At 61.8% G+C, this 22,087-nt stretch carries 20 protein-coding genes; 8 read left to right on the forward strand and 12 right to left on the reverse strand.

Features of this window, described 5'->3' with window-relative positions:
* The first annotated feature begins 177 nt into the window (after positions 1-177).
* The 6 genes from AC1Q67_RS17285 to AC1Q67_RS17310 all read left to right on the forward strand — a co-directional run bounded on the left by AC1Q67_RS17285 (position 178) and on the right by AC1Q67_RS17310 (position 6,668).
* Positions 178-747, forward strand: coding sequence for a sigma-70 family RNA polymerase sigma factor (locus AC1Q67_RS17285; protein WP_024573941.1), 570 nt, complete (start codon positions 178-180; stop codon positions 745-747).
* Positions 744-1,415 carry a hypothetical protein gene (locus AC1Q67_RS17290; protein ID WP_492237086.1) on the forward strand — a complete coding sequence of 224 codons (672 nt, stop codon included), beginning with the start codon at positions 744-746 and terminating at the stop codon, positions 1,413-1,415. The genes AC1Q67_RS17285 and AC1Q67_RS17290 overlap by 4 nt, the downstream gene beginning before the upstream one ends.
* 141 nt (positions 1,416-1,556) lie before the next feature.
* Entirely contained in the window at positions 1,557-2,993 is a 1,437-nt protein-coding gene (locus AC1Q67_RS17295; protein WP_492237171.1) for a S8 family serine peptidase, read from the forward strand.
* A gap of 196 nt (positions 2,994-3,189) precedes the next feature.
* Positions 3,190-3,810: an OmpA family protein gene (locus AC1Q67_RS17300; RefSeq protein WP_492237085.1), complete on the forward strand. Its 621-nt coding sequence runs from the start codon at positions 3,190-3,192 to the stop codon at positions 3,808-3,810.
* An 81-nt stretch (positions 3,811-3,891) separates the two neighbouring features.
* Positions 3,892-6,177 carry a DUF4384 domain-containing protein gene (locus AC1Q67_RS17305; protein ID WP_492237084.1) on the forward strand — a complete coding sequence of 762 codons (2,286 nt, stop codon included), beginning with the start codon at positions 3,892-3,894 and terminating at the stop codon, positions 6,175-6,177.
* Positions 6,178-6,338: 161 nt separating this feature from the next.
* The gene (locus tag AC1Q67_RS17310) at positions 6,339-6,668 is read left to right on the forward strand and encodes a TIGR03809 family protein (protein ID WP_492237083.1); all 330 of its coding nucleotides are present in this window, start codon (positions 6,339-6,341) and stop codon (positions 6,666-6,668) included.
* Here the strand turns inward: AC1Q67_RS17310 and AC1Q67_RS17315 are convergent.
* The 12 genes from AC1Q67_RS17315 to AC1Q67_RS17370 form a co-directional block, all read right to left on the reverse strand.
* Entirely contained in the window at positions 6,624-7,994 is a 1,371-nt protein-coding gene (locus tag AC1Q67_RS17315; protein ID WP_492237082.1) for a TIGR03808 family TAT-translocated repetitive protein, read from the reverse strand. The genes AC1Q67_RS17310 and AC1Q67_RS17315 overlap by 45 nt on opposite strands.
* 143 nt (positions 7,995-8,137) lie before the next feature.
* Positions 8,138-9,385, reverse strand: coding sequence for a multidrug effflux MFS transporter (locus tag AC1Q67_RS17320; RefSeq protein WP_492237081.1), 1,248 nt, complete (start codon positions 9,383-9,385; stop codon positions 8,138-8,140).
* Positions 9,386-9,486: 101 nt separating this feature from the next.
* Positions 9,487-10,134 (reverse strand): pyroglutamyl-peptidase I, encoded by a 648-nt coding sequence (locus AC1Q67_RS17325; protein ID WP_492237080.1) that lies wholly within the window; start codon positions 10,132-10,134, stop codon positions 9,487-9,489.
* Positions 10,134-11,129 (reverse strand): methylmalonyl Co-A mutase-associated GTPase MeaB, encoded by a 996-nt coding sequence (gene meaB / locus AC1Q67_RS17330; RefSeq protein ID WP_492237079.1) that lies wholly within the window; start codon positions 11,127-11,129, stop codon positions 10,134-10,136. Before meaB ends, AC1Q67_RS17325 begins: the two co-directional genes overlap by 1 nt.
* Positions 11,130-11,153: 24 nt before the next feature.
* On the reverse strand, positions 11,154-13,313 hold the full coding sequence (gene scpA, locus AC1Q67_RS17335; RefSeq protein WP_492237078.1) for a methylmalonyl-CoA mutase: 2,160 nt from the start codon (positions 13,311-13,313) through the stop codon (positions 11,154-11,156).
* 44 nt (positions 13,314-13,357) lie between these two features.
* Positions 13,358-13,822 (reverse strand): GFA family protein, encoded by a 465-nt coding sequence (locus AC1Q67_RS17340; protein WP_024573951.1) that lies wholly within the window; start codon positions 13,820-13,822, stop codon positions 13,358-13,360.
* Between the two features lie 4 nt (positions 13,823-13,826).
* Positions 13,827-15,689, reverse strand: coding sequence for a methylmalonyl-CoA mutase family protein (locus tag AC1Q67_RS17345; protein ID WP_492237077.1), 1,863 nt, complete (start codon positions 15,687-15,689; stop codon positions 13,827-13,829).
* An 84-nt stretch (positions 15,690-15,773) separates the two neighbouring features.
* Entirely contained in the window at positions 15,774-16,265 is a 492-nt protein-coding gene (gene folK / locus AC1Q67_RS17350) for a 2-amino-4-hydroxy-6-hydroxymethyldihydropteridine diphosphokinase (protein ID WP_492237076.1), read from the reverse strand.
* A 6-nt stretch (positions 16,266-16,271) separates the two neighbouring features.
* Entirely contained in the window at positions 16,272-16,637 is a 366-nt protein-coding gene (gene folB / locus AC1Q67_RS17355; RefSeq protein ID WP_492237075.1) for a dihydroneopterin aldolase, read from the reverse strand.
* A complete protein-coding gene (gene folP, locus AC1Q67_RS17360) occupies positions 16,634-17,488 on the reverse strand; it encodes a dihydropteroate synthase (RefSeq protein ID WP_492237074.1) in 855 nt (284 codons plus the stop codon). Before folP ends, folB begins: the two co-directional genes overlap by 4 nt.
* A gap of 105 nt (positions 17,489-17,593) precedes the next feature.
* Entirely contained in the window at positions 17,594-18,016 is a 423-nt protein-coding gene (locus AC1Q67_RS17365; protein ID WP_024573956.1) for a DUF4332 domain-containing protein, read from the reverse strand.
* A 26-nt stretch (positions 18,017-18,042) separates the two neighbouring features.
* Positions 18,043-18,408 carry a DUF2267 domain-containing protein gene (locus AC1Q67_RS17370; RefSeq protein ID WP_492237073.1) on the reverse strand — a complete coding sequence of 122 codons (366 nt, stop codon included), beginning with the start codon at positions 18,406-18,408 and terminating at the stop codon, positions 18,043-18,045.
* Positions 18,409-18,871: 463 nt separating this feature from the next.
* Between AC1Q67_RS17370 and AC1Q67_RS17375 the strand changes: the two genes are divergently transcribed.
* The gene (locus AC1Q67_RS17375) at positions 18,872-20,587 is read left to right on the forward strand and encodes a helicase HerA-like domain-containing protein (protein ID WP_492237072.1); all 1,716 of its coding nucleotides are present in this window, start codon (positions 18,872-18,874) and stop codon (positions 20,585-20,587) included.
* A 48-nt stretch (positions 20,588-20,635) separates the two neighbouring features.
* On the forward strand, positions 20,636-22,036 hold the full coding sequence (locus AC1Q67_RS17380) for a M20/M25/M40 family metallo-hydrolase (protein ID WP_492237071.1): 1,401 nt from the start codon (positions 20,636-20,638) through the stop codon (positions 22,034-22,036).
* Positions 22,037-22,087 lie beyond the last annotated feature (51 nt).

Genomic DNA, 22,087 nt, shown 5'->3' on the forward strand with positions numbered 1-22,087 from the left:
GTATAGGTAATTAAATACCTTCGTTAGTATCTATCAGTCTCATCACTTGCCCTTGTTCATGATTCAGGGGCATTTTGGCGCTCCGCCAAACCGGCAATTTCGGCAAATCGCGAAGATTTTCACCGATTTGATCGAACCCCTTTCCAGTCGCATGCGACCAACCTTGCGAGACGGCCATTGAGTGCAACCCACGCGACATCGGACGAGGTTCTGATCGGTCGCATCGCCCAAGGTGACCGGCTCGCCATGCAGGTGCTTTACGGAAGGCACCATGTACGGGTGTTTCGCTTCTCGCTGCGGCTCGTGAGGAACGAGTCCATCGCGGAGGATCTCATCAGCGAGGTTTTCCTCGATGTATGGCGTCAGGCCGGCAAGTTTGAAGGCCGATCTGCTGTCTCTACGTGGCTGTTGGCGATCACCCGGTTCAAGGCCCTGTCCGCCCTCCGCAAGAGGAAGGACGCGGAACTGGACGACGAGACGGCTTCTGCGATCGAGGATACGTCCGACAATCCGGAAGTCACCGTCGCCAAGAAGGACACGAGTAATGCGTTGCGGAATTGCCTGACCGCACTTTCGCCAGAACATCGGGAGATCGTCGATCTCGTCTACTACCACGAGAAGTCCGTGGAGGAGGTGGCCGAGATCGTGGGTATCCCGGAGAATACGGTGAAGACGCGCCTGTTCTACGCGCGGAAGAAATTAGCCGAGCTGCTTAAGGCAGCTGGCATAGAGCGAGGTTGGCCATGACTGCCACGAAGCAAACCGCCGATCGGGAGCCTACGGAGCTTGAGGCCCTGTTGCCGTTCCATGCGGCTGGCACGCTCAGCCTGCGCGACGCTCGCCGTGTCGATGAGGCGCTCGCCAGCGATCCCGATCTGGCGCGCCAGTATGCGGCGATCCAGGACGAATATGCCGAAACGATTTTGCTGAACGAGAGTCTCGGCGCGCCGTCGTCGCGAGCCATGCAGAAGCTGTTCGCCGCTATCGATGCCGAGCCTGCGCGCACAAGCGTGTCATTCAACCCTGTAATGCGGGTTGTCGGGTTCTTCTCCAGCCTGTCGCCGCGCACGTTGGCCTATGCAGGCGTTGCCGGTGCGGTTCTGGTTCTGCTGCAAGCCGGTGTGATCGGAACCGTGCTGGTGAAGGATCGCACGGGCGGCAACTTCCAGACCGCCGCATTTCCGGCCCAGTCGACGGCAGGCACCTTCGGCCTGATCCGTTTCGCGCCCGATGCGAAGGCTGACGACATCACGCAGTTGCTTAACAATTACAACGCATCCATCGTTTCGGGTCCGAAGGCCGGCATGTTCCGCATCCAGTTCGGCGACAAGGCCCTGTCGAAGCAGGACGCGGCGCAGCTGATGACGCGCCTCCAGGCCGAAAAGATCGTCAGCCTCGTTGTGAGCGCCGACTAACCAGGCTGGCCGTCAGCCACGCAAGCCTGGGCGAAAAGGAAGATGACCCGCGCGCGGTGCTGCGCCGCCATGGATTTGCGAGGACGTCAGATGATCGTGCCATTCAAGAGCTTCATCCAAAAGACGCGTCTTATCCGGTCCATGCAATGGATCGCTGTCTGCTCGGTCGCTTTCTGTGTTGCGCCTCCGCAGGCATTCGCACAGTACAGCAGCATGAGCATGCGCACCGGACCCAGCATGAATGTGGGGCCGCGCATCAACGTCAATCCGACGATCCGTTATTCGCCGAACATTCAGTACGATGGGTATAGCGATCCGAGGCCACGCCCCCGCATCATGCAGGATCTCAATCAAGGGCCTCCGGACGACGACGACACGCCCCGTCGCCGCGCCAAGTCGAAGTCTGCGAAATCCGCGCCGGTCGCCATCGACAATACTTACGTGGCGAAGGAAGTGCTGATCGAGATCGACGGCAACCCGACCGATGCGCAGGCCGATCAACTCGCGCGGCGGCATCGCCTGACGCGCGTTCAGTCGCAGAGTTTCGCGCTGACCAACAGCACGTTCTTCCGGTGGCGGATCACCGACGGACGCTCGGTCGATGCCGTGGTGCGCGAACTGGTCGCCGGTGGCAACGTCAAGGCGGCACAACGCAACAACATCTTCAAGCTGCAACAGAGTGCAGCTCCGGGAGCGGCGAGGGCCGAGGGCGATCCTGTGCAGTATGCCCTCGGCAAGATGCGGTTGCCCGAGGCTCACGCGCTTTCGGTCGGTGCGGATGTGACGGTGGCCGTGATCGATTCCGGTATCGATGTGACCCATCCGGAACTGGCCGGCGTGATTACGGGGACGTTCGATGCGCTCAACAATGGCGAGGGACCGCACCCCCACGGCACCAGCATTGCAGGCGTCATCGCCGCGCACGCGCGCCTGATGGGAACGGCGCCGTCCTCACATCTGCTGGCGATCCGGGCGTTCGGCAACCAGAAGAGTGGTGCGGAAAGCACGTCATTCCTGATCCTCAAGAGTCTCGACTACGCGCTCGCAAAGAATGCGCGGATCATCAACATGAGCTTTGCCGGTCCGCACGATCCCGCCATGGAACGCGGACTTGCCGCCGCCGCGGCCAAGGGCATCGTTCTGGTGGCTGCTGCCGGCAACGCCGGCGCGAAGTCGCCGCCGCTCTATCCGGCCGCCGACCGCAACGTGATCGCCGTGACGGCCATCGACCAGTCCGACAAGCTGTTCGCTCAATCGAATCGCGGCAGTTACGTCGCGATCTCCGCGCCCGGCGTGGATATCCTGTCGCCAGCGCCTGACGGCAAGTATCAGATGTCGTCCGGCACCTCGCTGTCCGCCGCGTATGTCAGCGGCGTAGCGGCGCTGATGATCGCGCGGAATCCGGGAATCTCTGCGGCCGATGTTCGTGCGACGCTGGTGTCGACCGCCCGCGATCTCGGGCCCAAGGGGCGCGATGATCAGTTCGGGGCAGGGCAGGCTGACGCCTTCAGTGCGGTTTCGGCGGTCGCGCCGGCCCCGATGGCTGCGGCGTCCGACAATGCCGGCGACAAGCGCTGACCATCTATCCGGCGAATTGCCGCCGGTCACGCATGGCTGAACCCGCAGCCGCGCTTCGCAAACCAACTGGTGCCGGTGACGATCCTCGCGCCCTGAATGCGGCGGGAGACCGGATGACGAAGCTGCCTTCGTTCGGCTACTCTATGAGGATACTTAATCTCGCCGCGGCGAATTGATTGCTGAACAGGAATTCTTGATGAGACGCACATTGGCCTTGGCGGCAGCTTTGGCATTGCATTCCGGTTTGCTTCATGCGCAGTCGCTCGAAGACAGGATTGGAACCGCGCGGCAGTCGAAGCAGCCTTTGACGCGCAGCCTGGGCGCGACACCCGATCCGAAGGTTTCGGCAGAGCAGCAGGTCGTCGATCGCTTGCGGGCGCGATCCATAAGTGTCGAGCCAGCTCAGGCTCCGACAGCGGACGAACGGGCCCAGATCGCGGACATCGCGCGCGACAAGCCGGCGATCGATCTCGAAATCCTGTTCGAATACAACTCCGCCGATATCAGCCCGAAGGCGGTTCCTGCCCTCGTTGCGCTTGGGAATGCGCTGTCGCGGCAGGATCTGAAGGGATCGGTATTTTTCATCAATGGCCACACCGATGCGGCGGGCGGCGCGGACTACAACCAGACACTGTCGCAACGTCGCGCGGCCTCTGTACGGCGCATGCTGATCGAGCAATACAGGCTCGCCCCGGATACCCTGATCGCGGTTGGTTTCGGCAAGGAACAGCTCAAGAATCCGGCCAAACCTCTTGGCGAGGAAAATCGGCGCGTGCAGATCGTGAACATCACCGTCCGGGCATCGACGGGCCGATAAGTGTCTGAACCTGGCCAACAGCTGGTGCGACCAATTTGCGGCGTCGATCGCCGCACAGATGTTTTTCAAGGGGACGGATTGATGAGCGGGTTTCCAGGGATTGCTCTGCGTGCGGTTGGCATCGCGGTTGCGGCAGGGCTGGTTCTTGGTTCCGCGCAAACGTCGGCCGCGCAAGATACGAAAGCCAACGACGCGGTGGCAGCGGTCGCCCCGCCGGCCGATCCGGTCGCGAAGGCCGCGTTCGACGTCCTCGACAAGCACTGCGCGCGTTGCCACCAGAACGGCAAGCTCGTGGATCGCGAGCGGCCTGCCAAGAACTTCGGCAATGTTCTCAAGCTCGATGAAATCGCCGCCAATCCGCACTACGTTTTGCCCGGCAACCCGCTGGGATCAAAATTATTCCGGCAGATCGTCGACAAGGAGATGCCTTACGACATCTACTACGAAGGCGCCTCACATGCGCCGCCATCGGAAGCGGACCTCAAGGCGCTCGAAGGCTGGATCGCCGCGCTCGGCACAAAGGCCGTCGCCAGTTGCGAGACGCACAAGTTCGTTGAGCCTGAGGACATGGTGTCCTTGATGGTGTCGGACCTCGACAAGCAGCGGCCACAGCGCAGGGCGACGACTCGCTATCTGACGCTGACTCATCTGACCAACATCTGCGTCGATCCGGCGGCGATGAAAGTCTACCAGCAGGGAGCGGTGAAATTTCTCAACTCGCTGAGCCGCTCGTCGGATGTTGTGAAGCTCGAGACTGTCGATCCTGAAGGAAGCATCCTGCGGTTCAACCTGCTGGATCTCGGCTGGAAGGCTGCCGACTGGGATAATGTGATTGCGGTGTATCCCTACGGTGCCGTGCCGGACAATGAATTCAGCCGCACGCTGGCGTCCGGCGCAGGGACGCCGATGCCATATGTCCGCGCCGACTGGTTCGTGTTCACGGCGTCGCAGCCGCCGCTTTATGACGTCTTGCTGCGGCTGCCGAATACTTTTCAGCAGCTTGCGCGGGAGCAGGGCATCGATGTCGAAGGCAACATCCGCAACTTCGTCGCGCAGCGTGCTGCGTTCCAGCGCTCCGGTGTCAGCCAGAACAATCGACTGATCGAACGGCATCCCTCGCGCAGCGGATTCTTCTGGACCTCGTATGACTTCGCCGGCAACCGCGATCACCAGAGCCTGTTCAGTTTCCCGCTTGGGCCAAGTGGTCCGAACGCCTTCCACCACGACGGTGGTGAGACCATCTTCAGCCTGCCGAATGGTTTTCAGGCCTATTACCTGAACACGGCCAAGGGCGACCGGCTCGACAAGGGGCCGACCGCTATTGTGCGCGATCCGTCGCGCAAGGATTTTGCGGTGACCAACGGCATCTCCTGCATGGGGTGCCATGATCAGGGCATGCGCAAAGCCAAGGATGAGGTTCGTGAACTGGTGCTGAAGGGGCGGGCCTTCCCGAAGGACGTCCGTGATGCAGTCGAAGGATTGTATCCGCCGCATGACAAGATGGACGCGCTGATCGAAGACGATGCGAAGCGGTTCGCAGACGCGATGAAGCGGGCGGGACTCGATCCGACGCTGAAATTGAACGGCATCGAGATGATCAACGCGCTTGCCAAACGTTACGAGGACGACCTCGATCTGACGCTGGCGGCCTCCGAACTCGGTCTCAAAAAGTCCGAATTCAACGAGGGCGTCGCGGATGTCGATCAGAAGTTCAGGCCGCTTGTCCGGCGTCTTGCTCAAAGTGCCGTTCCGCGCGACCAGTTTGAAGCGGCATTTCACGAAATCGCACCGGATCTCACCGATCTGAAGGTCGTCGCAATCAGGAACGCGCGCCAGCCAGAACAACTGGCGAGGCCGATCGTCAACAGGGACGATCTTTCCCTGACTTCGGATCAGGACAGCTATCGTCTCGGCGATACGCCGGTCTTCACCGTCGTCTCGCCGCGCGACTGCTTCCTGACCCTGACGGATATCGATGAGCGCGGGGAGGGCACCGTGTTGCTGCCGAACACGTTCCAGCGCGATAACTTTATCAGGGCAGGCGTTCCCGTCCGCTTTCCAGGCACCGGTGCACCGTTCCAGTTCCGCATGAAAGACAAGGGCACCGAGACGGTGACCGCCGTGTGCGCGACGCAGGCCAGCGGCGGCGACCGCATCCAGCATGACTTTCAGAAGAACCAGTTCACGCCGGTACCGAATTACACCTCGGCCCTGGCGCGCTCGATTGCGGTGGAAGCAGTCAGGCCCGGTACGCCTTCGGTGGCCGGTACGACAAACACCGGTGCGGCTGCCGTTTCCAGTCGCGAGCCGCCGCCGGCAGGGTCGCGGCAGTCGCTTCGGGCTGCGATCAGGCTGCAGGTGCGTTAGTGCTTGGGTACCCGTGACGTCGGCAAACGTCTGTCACGAAAGTTGCATGTATGTGTGGCACGGGTTGAGCTATCTCTTTGCCCGTTGTTTGGGTGCTGCGTGAGTCGTGGCGTTGCTTGATGTTTGTTCAGAAGTGATTTCCAGAATTTTCCGGATTTGAAATGACCACCCCTGGCAATACCCAACAAGGGCGGAATGTCGTCACACGCTGGCGCATGCTCGCGGAACGACGGCTCAACTATCTGGTTGAACTTTACGAGACGGACCGTTGGAAGGCCTATTACAGCGAGCCGGAGTTTTTGAAAGTCGTTCAGGAAGCGCGTGCAGCGCTGAAGACCTGGGAAGAACTTGCGCCTCCCGATCCGGTTCAGGACAAGCCTGTCGAGGTGGCGATAGCGCAGGCTGCAAATTCGGCCATTCCCGCGTCGCCCTTCGCGGACATCGGGTCAGCGCACGGCGTTAAGGCCAAGGACGATCTGCGGAAAGCGTGATGTCCCGTCAGCGCCGAGATCGGTTGTGACCGTCTTGGCATGATCGAGACCGACGATCGCGCCGCCTCTCGATCCGGAAATCAGGTTGTTGCTGACCAGCGCGGTACCGGCGCCCGGAACCACGGACACGCCGATGCCGACGAAGGAATTGCGCAGGACGTTGCCGGTAATTGTCACATCGCGGAGGTATTTGCCCCAGCCGGCCATGATCCCGAATGAGGGCGCACTTTCGATCACATTTCCGGTGACCGCGGCATCCGCCTCCACGACGATTCCGATGCCTGCGTCGTCGTCAGGCGCCGTGCCGATCGGGCGCTTGGGCAGGATGTTCCGGATGACGTTGCCATGGACGGTCACCATGCGGCCGCCCTCGTTGAAATTGGCAACTGATACGCCGACCGCGCAGACATCGACGGTGTTGTTGGCGATGACCGCCCCCTCGAATACGAATTCTGAATAGAGCGCGACTTCGCGCACATTGCTGATGCTGTTGCCGGTGATCTGGATGTTCGAAGCGGAGTTGCCACGCACGGCGGAATAATCGCAGTTGCGGATGCGATTGCCGCTGACAATGACATTGCCGGCACGAAAGGCGTTGATGGCATTGCCGTGCTGGCCAGAGCCGCCGGGACCGGCCTTGATATCATCGATGCGGTTATTGACGATGATCGTGCCGTCATCGCCAATCGCATGGCGCAGGATTTCGATGCCGTTGTCGGAAGCATCCTGAATTGTGTTTTGCGCAACCAGCAGCCCGAGCGCATCGAACGAAGTGAACGCCGTGTTCGCGGTCTTGCGAATGGTGTTGCCGCTGACTTCGCCCGCGATGCTTTCGAACCAGATGCCGTATCCGCCGCTGCCGACGATGTCGCAATCCTGCACGCGGACATCGAGTCCATTCTGGAAATGTACGAGCCCGCGCCGGTCGGCGAGCTTGATCCCGGCGCCGTCTAGCGTGAGGCCGGTGAGGGTGATGCCGCTCGCACCCTGGCTGCCGATGAGCGATGCGCCGCCGGTAAACTTGAGGACCGTTGCACCACGCACGCCGACAAGCTGGCTGCCGCTCGGCAATCTCAACGTGCCGGTGCGATAGATGCCCGGTGGCAGCGCCAGCGGCATCTGCGCGCTGGTTGCCGCATCGATGGCACGCTGAAGTGCTTTTGTCTGATCGTCGGGACTGTTCGGCCGCACGCCATACTGGGTCGCGTCACGCCCCAGTGTGGAGGTCAGCGGAGCCGCACGCGCAGGCTCGGGCGTTGCCGCCAGCGCACCTACCGCTGCACCGGCGGCGGTGGCATTGATGAGGTTGCGGCGGCTGATGTCCATGCGATGCCCGGTCTGGCTGCGTCCCAGGTTCACCTGAACGCACAGTAAGACCTAATGCAGGATTGCCGCGAACGATGCCCGCCCGCGCGGATTTGCCCGCGATTATGGGCAGTAGGGTTAATGGAATAGAGCCGACAGGCCGCTCAAACCGGGGTGTTGTGCGACCTAAACAGGCGGCCCTTTTCCACGATGAACACGACAACCAGCGCGACCAGAGAACTGATCAAGGCGCCCGTCGCAAGCGGAATGAGTGTGCCGTTGAAACACTGCCCGATTGCGGAACCGACAGCGATGCCGATCAGGGTCGTGATCGATCCGAACAGCGACGACGCCGTTCCTGCGATATGTCCTTGCGGCTCCATCGCCAGTGCGGAGAAATTGGAGAACATCAGCCCGAATGTGAACAGGCTGGCGGTGGCGAGGACCATCATCAGCCAGAGCGGAAGCAATCCGGCGAGCGCCGCGGTCAGCATGACGGTGGCAACGGCCAACTGGCATACGAGGGCGATGTGCGAGATCATGCGCATGCCGTAGCGGCCGACGATGCGCGAGTTCAGAAAACCGGCAACAGCGATGCCGATTGCGATGGCGGCAAAGGCCAGCGGGAAATAGTGGCCGAGCCCGTAGATTTCAGTGAAGATCTGCTGCGACGACAGGACGTAGCCGAACAGGATTCCCTGAACGCTACCTGCGGCCAGCGCATAGCCGAATGTTTGCCGGTTGCGGATCGTCTGAAGGAAGTTCCTGGCGACTTCGCCGACAGCCAGCGATTTTCGCTCGCTGACGGGCAACGTTTCCGGCAGGCGAATGACAATCCAGCTCAGGATCAATACGCCATAGACAAGCAGAACGATGAAGATGCCATGCCACTCCGCGGCGAGCATGATCGCCTGTCCAAATGAGGGGGCAATCACGGGGACCGAGATGAAGATCATCATGGCCAGCGACATCACGCTCGCCATGCGGCGTCCACTGTAGCAGTCACGCACGATGGATGTGGCGATCACCCGCGCGGTTGCCGTGCTCAGACCCTGCAGCGCGCGTGCAAGCAGCAGCGTCTCAAACGTGGGCGCGACAATCGCGAGCAGGCTCGCGATACCGTAGATGATCAACCCGCCGAGCAGGATCGGGCGTCGTCCGAAACGGTCAGCCAGCGGTCCAATGACGAACTGGCCGGCGCCGAAGCCGGTGAGGAACACGGAGAGGACAGCCTGGGCGTGATTGACGTTGCTGATGTTGAATGCCTTGGCCACTTCGGGGAGACCCGGCAGCATCAGGTCCATGGCCAGCGGGTTGAGCGCCATGATGGCCGCCACGATTGCGACGAACTCGCGAAACCCCATCGGGCGATGGGTCGATGAAACCCAAGCGTTGGCACTGGTATCAGTCATGAAGAAATCGCTCGCGAAGAGGAATTCCTCACTTAGGCGTTGATATTGCGACGCACAATGCCGCTTCGGGTATGGCTGCCAGACGGATTTGCGGACAGAAATCAGCCTGCCTGATAACGCGCCAGCCGTGCCATTTCCACGAGCATCGCTTCGCCGGCGTCGACCAGTTGCTCAAACGTCATCCGGCCCGGCGCGTGGCGCTCGGTGGGACTTCGAGGCACAAGCGGAACATGGACAAAGCTCGCGAGGCGAGGGCCGCCCTCAACATGGGTTGCCTCGATCGCGCGCCAGCTCAGATAATTGCAAAGGTAGTATCCCGCGCTCAGGGAGAGGCGGGCATCCACGCCTGTCAGTTGCGCCGCGCGCAGCAGACGGTGCGTGTGCGGTCCGAAGCGCCGTGTGGAATCTGAGTTCGTCACGATGGTGCGGCTGCTGACTTGGGTATGGTCGGCATCCGGCCAGATCTGGGTGACGGTGTTGCGGGCGCGGGTTTCGAGGCGGAGGAACGGCGTGCGGGTGGCGAGGCCGAACATCAGAAGCGCATCGGGGCGATGTGTTTCAATCAGCACCGGAAGTTGCCGATCCACCGCGCTGTAGGTTACCGGGAAGATGTGTCCGATCCGCTCGATGCCGTCGAACAGGGGACGGCGCAGGCGAAGCAGCCGCTCGACGAGTTTTCCAGTCGGATTGTAGGGGGCGCCCGGAAAGGGGCGAAAGCCGGTGATCAGGATACGCGGCTTCGCGCCCATCATCGCTCAAGCAGTGCGGTAATTGTATCCGCAGCGACGGCGGGCGTCATGCGGCCGTTGGCTACCGCGGCTTCGGTTTGCTTCACCTTGGCGCGGATGGCGGGATCGGAACGCAGCCGGGCGTGCAGCCGGTCCTCAAGGATGGTGTACATCCATTTGACCTGCTGCTGCCGCCGCCGGGTCTCGAAATCACCTGACGCGATCATGGCCGTGCGATGTGCGAGAATTTTCTCCCACAGCGCCTCGATCCCGTCGCCGGTCAGAGCGGAATAGGTCAGCACCGGCGGAAACCAGTGTTCCGAGCGCGGCGCGAGAATGTGAAGCGCGGCGTTGTATTCGGCAGCGGCAGCTTTCGCGCGCTTGAGGTTGTCGCCGTCCGCCTTGTTGACGGCGATCATGTCGGCCAGCTCGACAAGGCCCTTCTTGATGCCTTGCAATTCGTCGCCAGCGCCCGGCAACATCAGCGCCAGGAAGAAATCCGTCATGTCGCACACCGCAGTTTCCGACTGTCCGATGCCGACCGTCTCCACCAGAACCACATCGAAACCGGCGGCCTCGCATAACAGCATTGCCTCGCGCGTTTTCGCAGCGACGCCGCCAAGCGTACCAGACGACGGCGAGGGGCGGATGAAGGCATTGTCTTCGGCGGAGAGCCGGGCCATCCGCGTTTTGTCGCCAAGGATCGAGCCGCCGGTGCGCGCCGATGACGGATCGACCGCGAGCACCGCGACCTTGTGGCCCTTTGCGATCAGCGCCATGCCGAGTGCATCGATGGTGGTGGATTTGCCGACACCCGGCGAGCCGGTAATGCCGACACGAACCGCGTTGCCGGTCAGCGGCAGCAGGGCCTGCACCAGATCGCGCGCCTGCGCTTGATGATCGGCGCGGCGGCTTTCGATCAGCGTGATCGCGCGCGCCAGTGCAGCGCGGTCGCCGGCGCGAAGGGCATCGGCGAGATGGAGCGAGGCTTTCTCGGGATCTGTCACCGGGGCCATACGCGATGTTGTTTCAATCGCCGCTCACTCCGCCGCTTCGCTGGAGTGCCCCAACCGGACATTCAGCTTGCGGATCAGTTCCTCGGCGGCATCCGCGATCACGGTGCCCGGCGGGAAGATGGCCTCGGCGCCAGCCTTGTAAAGGGCGTCGTAATCCTGCGGCGGGATCACGCCGCCGATGATGATCATGATGTCTTCGCGGCCGCGCTTTTTCAGCGCTTCCTTTAACTCCGGAACGGCTGTGAGGTGGGCCGCGGCGAGCGACGACAAGCCGAGCATGTGAACGTCGTTCTCGACTGCCTGCCGTGCCGCCTCGTCGGCGGTGGCGAACAGCGGCCCGATATCGACGTCGAAACCGACGTCGGCGAAGGCCGAAGCAATTACTTTCTGTCCGCGATCATGGCCGTCCTGACCGATCTTCGCGACCAGAATACGTGGGCGGCGGCCTTCCGCATCCTCGAAGGCATCGATAAGAGCCTGCAATTTTTCGACCCGGTCCGACATGGTGGCGGCCTCGCGCTTGTAAACGCCGGTGATGGATTTGATCTCGGCACGGTGACGACCGAACACCTTTTCCATCGCATCGGAAATTTCGCCGACGGTAGCCTTGGCACGCGCCGCATCGATGGCCAGCGCCAGCAGATTGCCATTGCCTTCGCCTGCGCTGCGCGTCAGAGCAGCAAGCGCGGCATCGACATCTGCCTGTTTTCGTTCGGAGCGAAGGCGCGCCAGCTTGTCGATCTGCAGGCGGCGCACGGTGGAATTCTCGACCTTGAGAACGTCGATCGGTGCTTCATTTTCAGGCTTGTATTTGTTGACGCCGATCACGGCCTGCTTGCCGGCGTCGATCCGCGCCTGCGTTTTGGCCGAGGCTTCCTCGATCCGCAGTTTCGGCACACCGGCCTCAATGGCCTTCGCCATGCCGCCGAGTTCCTCGACTTCCTGAATATGCGCCCAGGCCTTGGCGGCGAGGTCGTGCGTTAGCCGCTCGACATAATAGGAGCCGCCCCACGGATCGATGATCCGCGTGGTGCCGCTTTCCTGTTGCAGGAACAATTGCGTGTTGCGGGCAATGCGCGCGGAGAAATCTGTCGGCAGCGCCAGCGCCTCGTCGAGCGCATTGGTGTGCAGCGACTGGGTATGACCCTGCGTTGCGGCCATCGCCTCGATGTTGGTGCGGACGACGTTGTTGAACACATCCTGCGCAGTCAGCGACCATCCGGATGTCTGGCAATGGGTGCGCAGCGACAGCGAGCGTGGATCCTTCGGATTGAACGGCTTCAGCAGCTTGGCCCACAGCAGCCGGGCCGCGCGCATCTTGGCGACTTCCATGAAGAAGTTCATGCCGATGGCCCAGAAGAACGACAGTCGGGGGGCGAAGCGATCGACATCGAGGCCGGCGGCCAATCCGGCGCGGAGATATTCGACGCCATCGGCGAGCGTGTAGGCGAGCTCGAGATCCTGCGTCGCGCCGGCTTCCTGCATATGGTAGCCGGAAATCGAAATCGAGTTGTACTTCGGCATCTTTTGCGACGTGTATGCGAAGATATCCGAGATGATCCGCATCGAGGGAGCCGGCGGATAGATGTAGGTGTTGCGCACCATGAATTCTTTGAGAATGTCGTTCTGGATGGTGCCCGACAGTTTCTCCGGCGGCACGCCCTGTTCCTCGGCGGCAGCCACGAATAGCGCCAGGATCGGCAGCACCGCGCCGTTCATGGTCATCGACACGCTCATCTGGTCGAGCGGGATGCCTGCGAACAGCGTGCGCATGTCGTAGATGGAGTCGATGGCGACGCCCGCCATGCCGACGTCGCCGGAGACGCGCGGATGGTCGGAGTCATAGCCGCGATGGGTGGCAAGATCGAACGCGACCGAAAGACCCTTCTGGCCGGCTGCGAGGTTGCGGCGATAGAAGGCGTTGGAGTCTTCCGCCGTTGAAAAGCCGGCGTACTGACGCACGGTCCATGGCTGATTGACATACATGGTCGGGTAGGGACCGCGCAGGAATGGCGCGATGCCGGGCCATGTGTCGAGGAAATCGATGCCGTTGAGATCGGCTTCGCTGTAGCTCGGTTTGACGAAAAGACCCTCGGGCGTGAGCCACGGCTGCGCGTTGCTTTCGCTGCCCTTCACGGCCGCGGGTTCGAATGCAACGTCGGCGAAATTCGGTATGCGGGTCATTCTGCTGTCTCAAGTTTTGCGCGATCAGAGCGGGGATGCGCAGCTCACGTATTATGGTCCGGATGCTGATAGCTGACAATGCTGCCCGCCTCGGCAGAACCCCATGATTCGGCTGTCGTTTTGCCCGGCAGGTTGTGCAGATGGGCGACCCAGGCGAGCTTCGATTCAATGCCGATCTGATAGGTCGGAATCACGCGATCCGGGCGATCGAAAGCGCCGGTCAGAAGCTCGATCACCGACCCGTTCAGCTTGCGATAGCTTAGTGGTGTTCCGCATTCTTTGCAGAAATCGCGCTCCGCCATCGATGACGAACGAAACGTCCCCGGCGTGCCGCGCGTCCATGCGAAGTCGCCGTGCGGAATTTCGACGAAACAGGCGAACGGTCCGGCCACGGCTTTCTGGCACATCCGGCAATGGCAGACGCTGATCCGGCCCGGATTGCTGTACGACGCAAAGCGCACCGCGCCACATTGGCAGCCACCGGTCAGAACAGGAACTCGTTCCTTCATGGCTTCACCCAATTCGTTCGTAGGCCGCCTTGAGCATTGCGAGGGCGTCGCCTCCCGCAAAGATGAAATCGCCGACACCCGCAGCGCGTAGGGGGGCTTCGAGTTCGCCCGGCCGGCCTGCCAGATAGATATGTTTTGCGCCGGCGTCGTGAAGAGCTTTCGCGGCGGCCTCGGCATGCGCAGCATAGACCTTGTCGGACGAGCAGAGGCAGACGAGCGCCGCGCCTGACGACTTGAAGGCCGCAGCGAGCGCCGACGGATCGGAGAAGCCTTCGGTATCGATGGCCTCGATGCCGCCGGTCTCGAAAAAGCTTTTCGCGAAGGTCGCCCGCGCAGTGAAATCGGCCGCGGTGCCGAGATTGGCCAGAAACACCTTCGGGCGCTTGCCGGTCTTCGACATCTGATCGGAGCGATCGCGCAGCGCCTCAAAAGGTGCCGCGAGCCGAATGGGCGCGAGCGCGTCGAACCGGATCACGATGTCATCCGGCAACAGCCCCGTCACCGGTTTGGCATCGAGCACGGCCGGTGTCTTTTCGTGAAGGTTCGGAAACTCGCTGGCTCCGGTCAACACATCCTTACGCCTGGCGATATTGACATCGCGTGCCGCGCGCACGGCGGCCACCTTGGTCTGGATGATGTTCTTTTCGAGCGCGGCAAACGGGCCTCCGGCCTTTTCGATGTCCTGAAACTGCGTCCATGCGGCTTCGCAAAGCTGTCTGGTGAGCGTTTCGATGCCGCCCGATCCTGCGGCCGGATCGGAGACTTTGTCGAGATTGGATTCTTCCAGCAGCACGAGCTGGGTGTTTCGGGCGATACGGCGCGCGAATGCATCCGGCAGTCCGAGTGCCAGCGTGTGCGGCAGTACATTGATGCTGTTTGCGCCGCCGAGTCCCGCCGAGAACGCTGCGATGGTCGCGCGCAGCATGTTCACGTCGGGATCTCGCTGTGTGAGCATTCGCCACGCGGTGTCCGCCGCAATGAAAAGCGGCTGTGGGGTAAGCCCGCAGCTTTGCTCGACGCGCGCCCAGAGCAGACGCAGCGCACGGAATTTCGCCATGGTTAGAAACTGGTCGGCGTCGGCGCTGAGGCGCGCATAGATCATGCGCCGAGCCTCTTCGAGCGCAATGCCGGCGTCTTCCAGCGCGCGCAGATAGGCGACACCGACCGCGAGAACGTAAGCCAGTTCCTGCGCTTCCGAGCCGCCCGCGTCATGGATCACCCGGCCATCGGCCGGGGCGAAGGGCCCGCGAAAGCCGAGTTTCGCAAGCTGGGCGATCTTGCCGCCGAAAACCTTGGCGATGGACTCCCACGGGCCGTGGCTGCTGCCGCGCACGCCGCCGCCGCCAATCGGATCGAGACCGAAGCGGACATTGACAGCCGCAGGTGAAATCTTGCGTGCGGCGAGCAACTCGGCAAGGTGCAGCCCCATGTCGCGCGACTGCGGGCCGATCTCGAACTCAATGCCGATGCCGGCGTCGAGGTACACGCCGTCGAGCGCGCGCGCCAGCGCCTCCTTGGTCGGCGGCAGGCCATAGCCGCGCGCGCCGTTGGCTCCGGCGAACACGAGCGTCAGACCGGTGGCGCCGTTCTCGAGATCATGCAGCGCCTGCGCGTTCGCGATCGCCGCATCGGGATGATCCACCCGCTGCATGATCTGCCAGGGGCTGCCTGCGGCACGCGCGGGAATGGCGGTCGCATTGCGGGCACGCTCATAGATCGGATCGATCCGCAGCCCGTCGTAGGTCTTGCCCACCAGCTTGTCGAATGGAGCACCCTTGAGAACCCCGTCAGCCAGCTTCCGCCAGTCGTCACGCGTGGCAGGGGGGAAATCGGCCGCGAGCGGCAGGTCATCGGTTTCAGCGGACATTCAGAGGGTTAGCTCCCGGACACGTGTTTGTGGGCCGGAAAATGCCATGTGGCGGGGCGCAAGCCAAATGGTTGTTTCAGGCGTTTATTGCAAATCAGGCAGGCGTTCGATGCCATCGGCGGGAAGCCGGGCGAGGGCCTGAAGCGGCGTTTGTCCCGCAATCGGACGATTGGGTACGATCTCGGCCAGCGGCACCAGCACGAAGGCCCGCTCGAACAGGCGCGGGTGCGGCAACATTAGTTCGGGCTTGTCCAGGCGGACGTCGTCATAGGCGATGATGTCGAGGTCCAGAGTGCGCGGCCCCCAACGCCGCTCATTGGCACGGTCACGGCCGAATTTCTTCTCGATCTTGTGCAGTGTGAACAGCAGCGCATGCGGATCGAGACTGGTCTCGATCTCGATGCAGGCGTTGATGAATGGTTCCTGATGCTCGTCACCCCACGGCGGCGTCCTATAATCTGATGACCGTGCGACCAGGGCGGCCTGCGTCATGCCGCAGATATTGGCGATGGCCTTCACGAAGGTTGCGCGGACATCGCCGACATTGCCGCCGAGAGCAATCAGGACGCTCGCCATATCAGCTCAGGACCGTGTTCGCGTGATGACGACGCCGACATCGTCGAAGATCGCAGCGATGGGGGCGTGCGGCTTGTGTACCGTGACCTTCACCGCGCTGACGCGGACAAATGCAGTGAGGACTGCTTCCGCCACGGCACCCGCTGCGCGCTCCAGCAGATAGTAGTTGTGCCCCTTGAAAGCCGCGCTCGCGGTCGCGACCACATCCGAATAGGATACCGTGTCGGCGAGCTTGTCGGTGCGGGAGGACTCCGCCAGATCAATCGACAGTTCGAGGTCGATCACGAACCGCTGGCCGACTTCGGCCTCATGATCCATCACTCCGTGCCGGGCGTGGATCAAAAGTCCCTTGATGAAAATCACGTCGCTCATCGTTTGTCCTCGATTGCCGATGCCACGCGCAGGCCCTGCACGGTTTCCGCGACATCGTGCGCGCGGATGATTTTTGCGCCGCGCTGTGCTGCCAATAGGTGCGCCGCGATGGATCCGCCGAGCCGCTGATCCGGTTCGGACGGGGCGACCGACGCGATGAAGCGTTTTCGCGATGCGCCGACCAGCAACGGAAGGCCGAACTGGCTCAAATCATCGAGTCGCGCCAGCGCGATCATGCTTTGCTCGGGTGTCTTGCCAAAGCCGATGCCGGGGTCGAGGACAATGTTTTCCCGTGGGATATTTGCATTGGTCGCGATGTCGAGCGATCGGGCGAAGAATCCCACCATGTCGGCGACAATATCGATAGCGGGATCGACGCTGTCGCGGTTGTGCATGACGATCACCGGCGCGCCGTGATCTGCGACGACCCGCGCCATGTCGGGATCGCGTTGCAGGCCCCATACGTCGTTGGCGATCACTGCGCCATTGCCCAGCGCCCATGTGGCCACTGATGCCTTCATGGTGTCGATCGAGACGGGACTTCCCAGGCGGGCAACGGCGGGCAGGACATCCCGCAACCGTTGCAATTCGTCGTCCGCCGAGACGGGCTTCGAGCCATACGGGCGGGTGGATTCCGCGCCGATATCGAGGATATCCGCGCCCTCGGCGATCATGCGTTTCGCCTGTACGAACGCCTGCTCGGGCACGATGAACCGGCCGCCGTCGGAGAAGGAGTCGGGGGTGACATTGAGCACGCCCATCACCGCCGGATAACGCCGCACGAAGAGGTCCTGCAGCACCGGATGATACTGCGAGGCAGCCGGATTTGAGCGGGACGGAGCAGCCATCATGCGGTGGCTTTGCGCGGTCCCCGCTGACGAGTCAAGCGGTAGCGGGAGGGGATATGGCCCAAGGAGTTTCGGGTAGCCGGTTCAGCCGTACCCGTGGGCGGAGTTTCAGTAGGAAATCTTCAGCGGCAGCTTGCGGGCGCGCTGGATCAGCTCCGCGACAGACTTGTCCGAGGGGAGAACCTGAACAAGCTTTCGCTTGTCGTTGGCTTCCTTCATGGCCTGAGCCAGCCGCTGGGGGTTGCGCTGCACGAACTCACGCACCGTCACCACCCCTGCCGCCCGGAGCAGTTCGGCCTTGGCCTTGCCCATCCCCTTGATACGCATGCAGTCGACCATATTCGCCCAGGCCAGCAACTGCTGTTCGCTGAGCCCGGTTTTTGCCGCGAGCGCCTTGCGGCCTTTTGGCGTACTCGCGCTGTCAAGCAGCGCGGCCGTCGTCCGAATACCCTGGGCTTTGAGTTTCGCCTGGGCATGCGTGCTCAGGCCGTCGATTTTGGAGAGTGGATACGCTGCAAGCGGATTGGACATGGATACTCGAACTTGGAAAATGAATTTTAAGCGAGCTTGGAAAGGCCGGGGGTCTCGGCAATGATCGTGCGCATTCCGTCCGCGCCAATTTTGTCGCGGCCAAACCGGAAAAGTTCACGCGCGAGACTTTGAATCTCGTTCATGCCAAGACCGAAACCCATCAGTTTGGCGCCGAGCGCCATCACACCGCCGCCCAGCATGCTCGCGAAGCCGCCGGTGGAACCAGCAGCTTCGATCGCCGGTTCTGCGCCGGGAATCTTTTCGATCAGCGCACGCACCTGATCGGCAGGACCTTCCTTGCGCAGGAACCCCAGAATGGCGCCGATGGCCTTTTCAGCCACGGCTTTATCGATGCCGGCTTTTGCAGCCAGAGCGTCAGTCAATTCGTCCATTAAATGCCCCGTGCCCTCCGGTTGCTTGCCGGATCTTTGTTTGTGATTTTATCTTGAGCGTGTGCGTTGCGAATTACAAGCGATGCCGCTTTTCGGAACCGCGGTTTGAGCGCAATCGATCGTGAAGTGTTGCAGCTATGCAAGCGTTGCCGCTGTCTTGATGAGGATTTCCGTGTGAATGGTGCCCCTTGATGAGGTGCGGCCCAAGATTACGAGGCGAATTGGTTTCAGTTTTACGATCGATCTTTCGCGGACGATACGGATAAGAATTCCCGATGTCCGGGGAATAATTCGTTCATCCGCGGCGGCTGGACGCCATATTATAAATAATGCGGCGCGGTATTGGCTTGTGCGATGAGACGCGTTCTGCGGGTTGACCGGCGGGTTCCGGCCTGCAAGATCATGCATGACGCGCCGCTTCTGAGGCGAGCGCAAGATATCGAAAGCCTGCGAGAGGCGAGACATGGCCAAGAAGACGTCCAAGACCGTTTCTGACAAGGCTGCTTCCGACAAAACCGTTCCCTCTCCAAAAGCTGCCTCGGCGGCGAGGCCTGCCGGTAGCGGAAATGTTGCATCAGCCGATACCGACAAGACGCTTTTCATCGGAAAGGGCGACCAGTCAGCATTTTTGACGCTCGGGCTGGCGAACCGCCACGGCCTTGTCACGGGTGCCACCGGTACCGGTAAGACAGTTACGCTTCAGGTGATGGCCGAAGGTTTCGCCCGCGCGGGCGTTCCTGTGTTCGCAGCCGACATCAAAGGCGATCTCTCCGGCATCGCGGAAGTAGGCGAGGCAAAGGATTTCATCCTCAGCCGCGCCAAGGAAATGGGTCTTCAGTTTCAGCCGGATCAGTTCTCGACAGTATTCTGGGACGTGTTCGGCGAGCAGGGGCACCCGGTCCGTGCCACCGTCACCGAAATGGGACCGTTGCTGCTGTCCCAGATGCTCCAGCTCAACGATGTGCAGGAGGGCGTCCTCAACGTCGCGTTCCGCGTCGCTGATGAGCATGGCCTCGCGCTGGTCGACATGAAGGATCTGCGGGCCTTGCTGGACGCCATCGTACCTGGCTCTGCGAAGGACGCCGACGTTGATCCGTTGCAGGATATCCGCAAGGCCGCGCAATCCTTCGGCAATGTCAGCAAGGCGACGGTCGGCACCATTCAGCGCCAATTGCTGGTGCTGGAAAATCAAGGGGCGGACAAGTTCTTCGGCGAACCTGCGCTCCAGTTGAAGGATTTCATGCGGACCGACTCCAGCGGCCGCGGCATGGTCAACATCCTTGTCGCCGACAAGCTGATGTCGAGCCCGAAACTGTATTCGACGTTCCTGCTCTGGATGCTTTCGGAGCTGTTTGAGGAACTGCCCGAGGTCGGCGACCCGGCAAAGCCCAAGCTGGTGTTCTTCTTCGACGAAGCGCATCTGCTTTTCGACGATGCGCCCAAAGCCCTGATGGACAAGATCGAGCAGGTCGTCCGTCTGATCCGCTCGAAGGGTATCGGTGTCTATTTCGTGACCCAGAACCCGATCGACGTTCCGGACAAGATTCTCGCCCAGCTTGGTAACCGCGTTCAGCACGCGCTGCGCGCGTTTACCCCGCGTGATCAGAAGGCCGTTCAGGCGGCGGCGCAGACGTTCAGGCCCAATCCCAATCTCGATACCGCCCAGGTCATCACGGAGCTCGGCAAGGGCGAAGCTCTCGTGTCGTTCCTGGAAGGCAACGGTACGCCGTCGATGGTCGAGCGCGTGATGATCCGCCCGCCGACGGCGCGGATCGGGCCGATCACTCCTGAGGAACGCAAGGCGATTATTGCCGCGAGCCCGGTGAAGGGGAAATACGACACCGCGATCGACGGGGAAACTGCATTCGAAATCTTGCAGAAGCGTCTGTCAAACACTGCCGCGCCGGTTGGCACGCCGGGTGCCGATGGATCGGCGCCGGAAGGCGGCGGCGTGCTCGGCCAGATCGGATCGATTGTCGGGACGGTCTTTGGCACCAACACGCCCCGCGGCAAATTGTCGACCACCCAGGTCATCGCACGCAGCGTCACCCGTTCTGTGACCAACAAGGTCGCCGGAGATGTTGCTTCCAGCATCGGCAAGTCGGTCGGCGGTTCGCTTGGCGGGTCGATCGGCCGTTCCATCGTGCGCAATGTGCTGGGGAGCCTGCTGCGGCGGTAGTTTCTGCTCTTCGCACGCGAACTGCCCGGATCAGAGGAACAATCAAGCATGTCAGCCACACCGCAACTCGCCGCCGTTCTCGATCACATCGACAAGGAATTCGACAACAGCCTCGAGCGGTTGTTCACGCTGCTCCGGATCAAGTCTATCTCCGCCGATCCGGCTTTCGCGGATGATTGCAAAAAGGCGGCGGATCATCTCGCTGCGGATATCGCCTCCATCGGTTTTGCGACCGACGTGCGCCCGACCGCCGGGCATCCGGCGATCGTCGGCAAGAGCAACGGTCAGAGCGGTGCGCATGTCCTGTTCTACGGTCACTATGACGTGCAGCCGGTCGATCCGCTGGACCTCTGGCACCGCCCGCCGTTCGAGCCCGTCGTCACCGATCATGCCGACGGCCGCAAGATCATTGTCGCGCGCGGCGCCGAAGACGACAAAGGTCAGTTGATGACGTTCGTTGAAGCCTGCCGTGCCTGGAAGAACGTCACGGGATCGTTGCCGCTCAATGTGACGATCCTGATCGAGGGCGAGGAGGAAATCGGCTCGAAGAACTTCGGCCCATTCCTCGACAAGAACAAGAAGGAGCTCGCAGCCGATTTCGTGCTGGTCTGCGACACCGGCATGTGGGACCAGAACACGCCGGCGATCACAACCTCGCTGCGCGGTCTCGTTTATGACGAGGTCAGGATCAAGGCGGCGAACCGCGATCTGCATTCAGGTATTTTCGGCGGCGGCGCGCAAAACCCGATCCGCGTGTTGACCCGCATTCTCGGCAGCATCCACGACGACAACGGCCACATCACCATTCCGGGTTTTTACGACGGCGTGAAAGATCTTCCGGCGGATATTCTCGCGCAGTGGAAGAATCTCAACCTGTCGCCGGAGACATTTCTCAAGCCGATCGGGCTTTCGGTTCCCGCCGGTGAAAAGGACCGGTTGCTGATCGAGCAGGTTTCCTCGCGGCCGACCTGCGATATCAATGGCATCTTCGGCGGCTACACCGGCGAAGGCTCCAAGACCGTCATTCCCGCGCACGCATCGGCGAAAGTCTCGTTCCGTCTGGTGGAGGGACAGGACCCGGAGAAAATCCGCAAAGCCTTCCGGGATTTCGTCACCTCGCGTCTGCCTGCCGACTGCTCGGCTGAGTTCATCGATCACGCCGGTGCGCCGGCGATCGCGCTTGATTGGAGCATGAAGCCGCTGGCGGCGGCAAAGCATGCGCTGACCGATGAATGGGGCAAGGATGCGCTGCTGATCGGGTCGGGGGCGTCGATTCCGATTGTCGCGGATTTCAAGAAGACGCTTGGACTCGACACGGTGCTGATAGGTTTCGGCCTCGAGGATGACAACATCCACTCGCCGAACGAGAAATACGACCTGAAGAGCTTCCACAAGGGTATCCGCTCGTGGGCGCGCATTCTCGCAGCGTTCGCGGACACGCCGCGCTAAGGCGGTTGATGCTGAAGCATCCGCCAAACGCAAAAACGCCGCCCGGAATTG

The organism is Afipia sp. GW823-FHT06G09 (assembly GCF_058794875.1).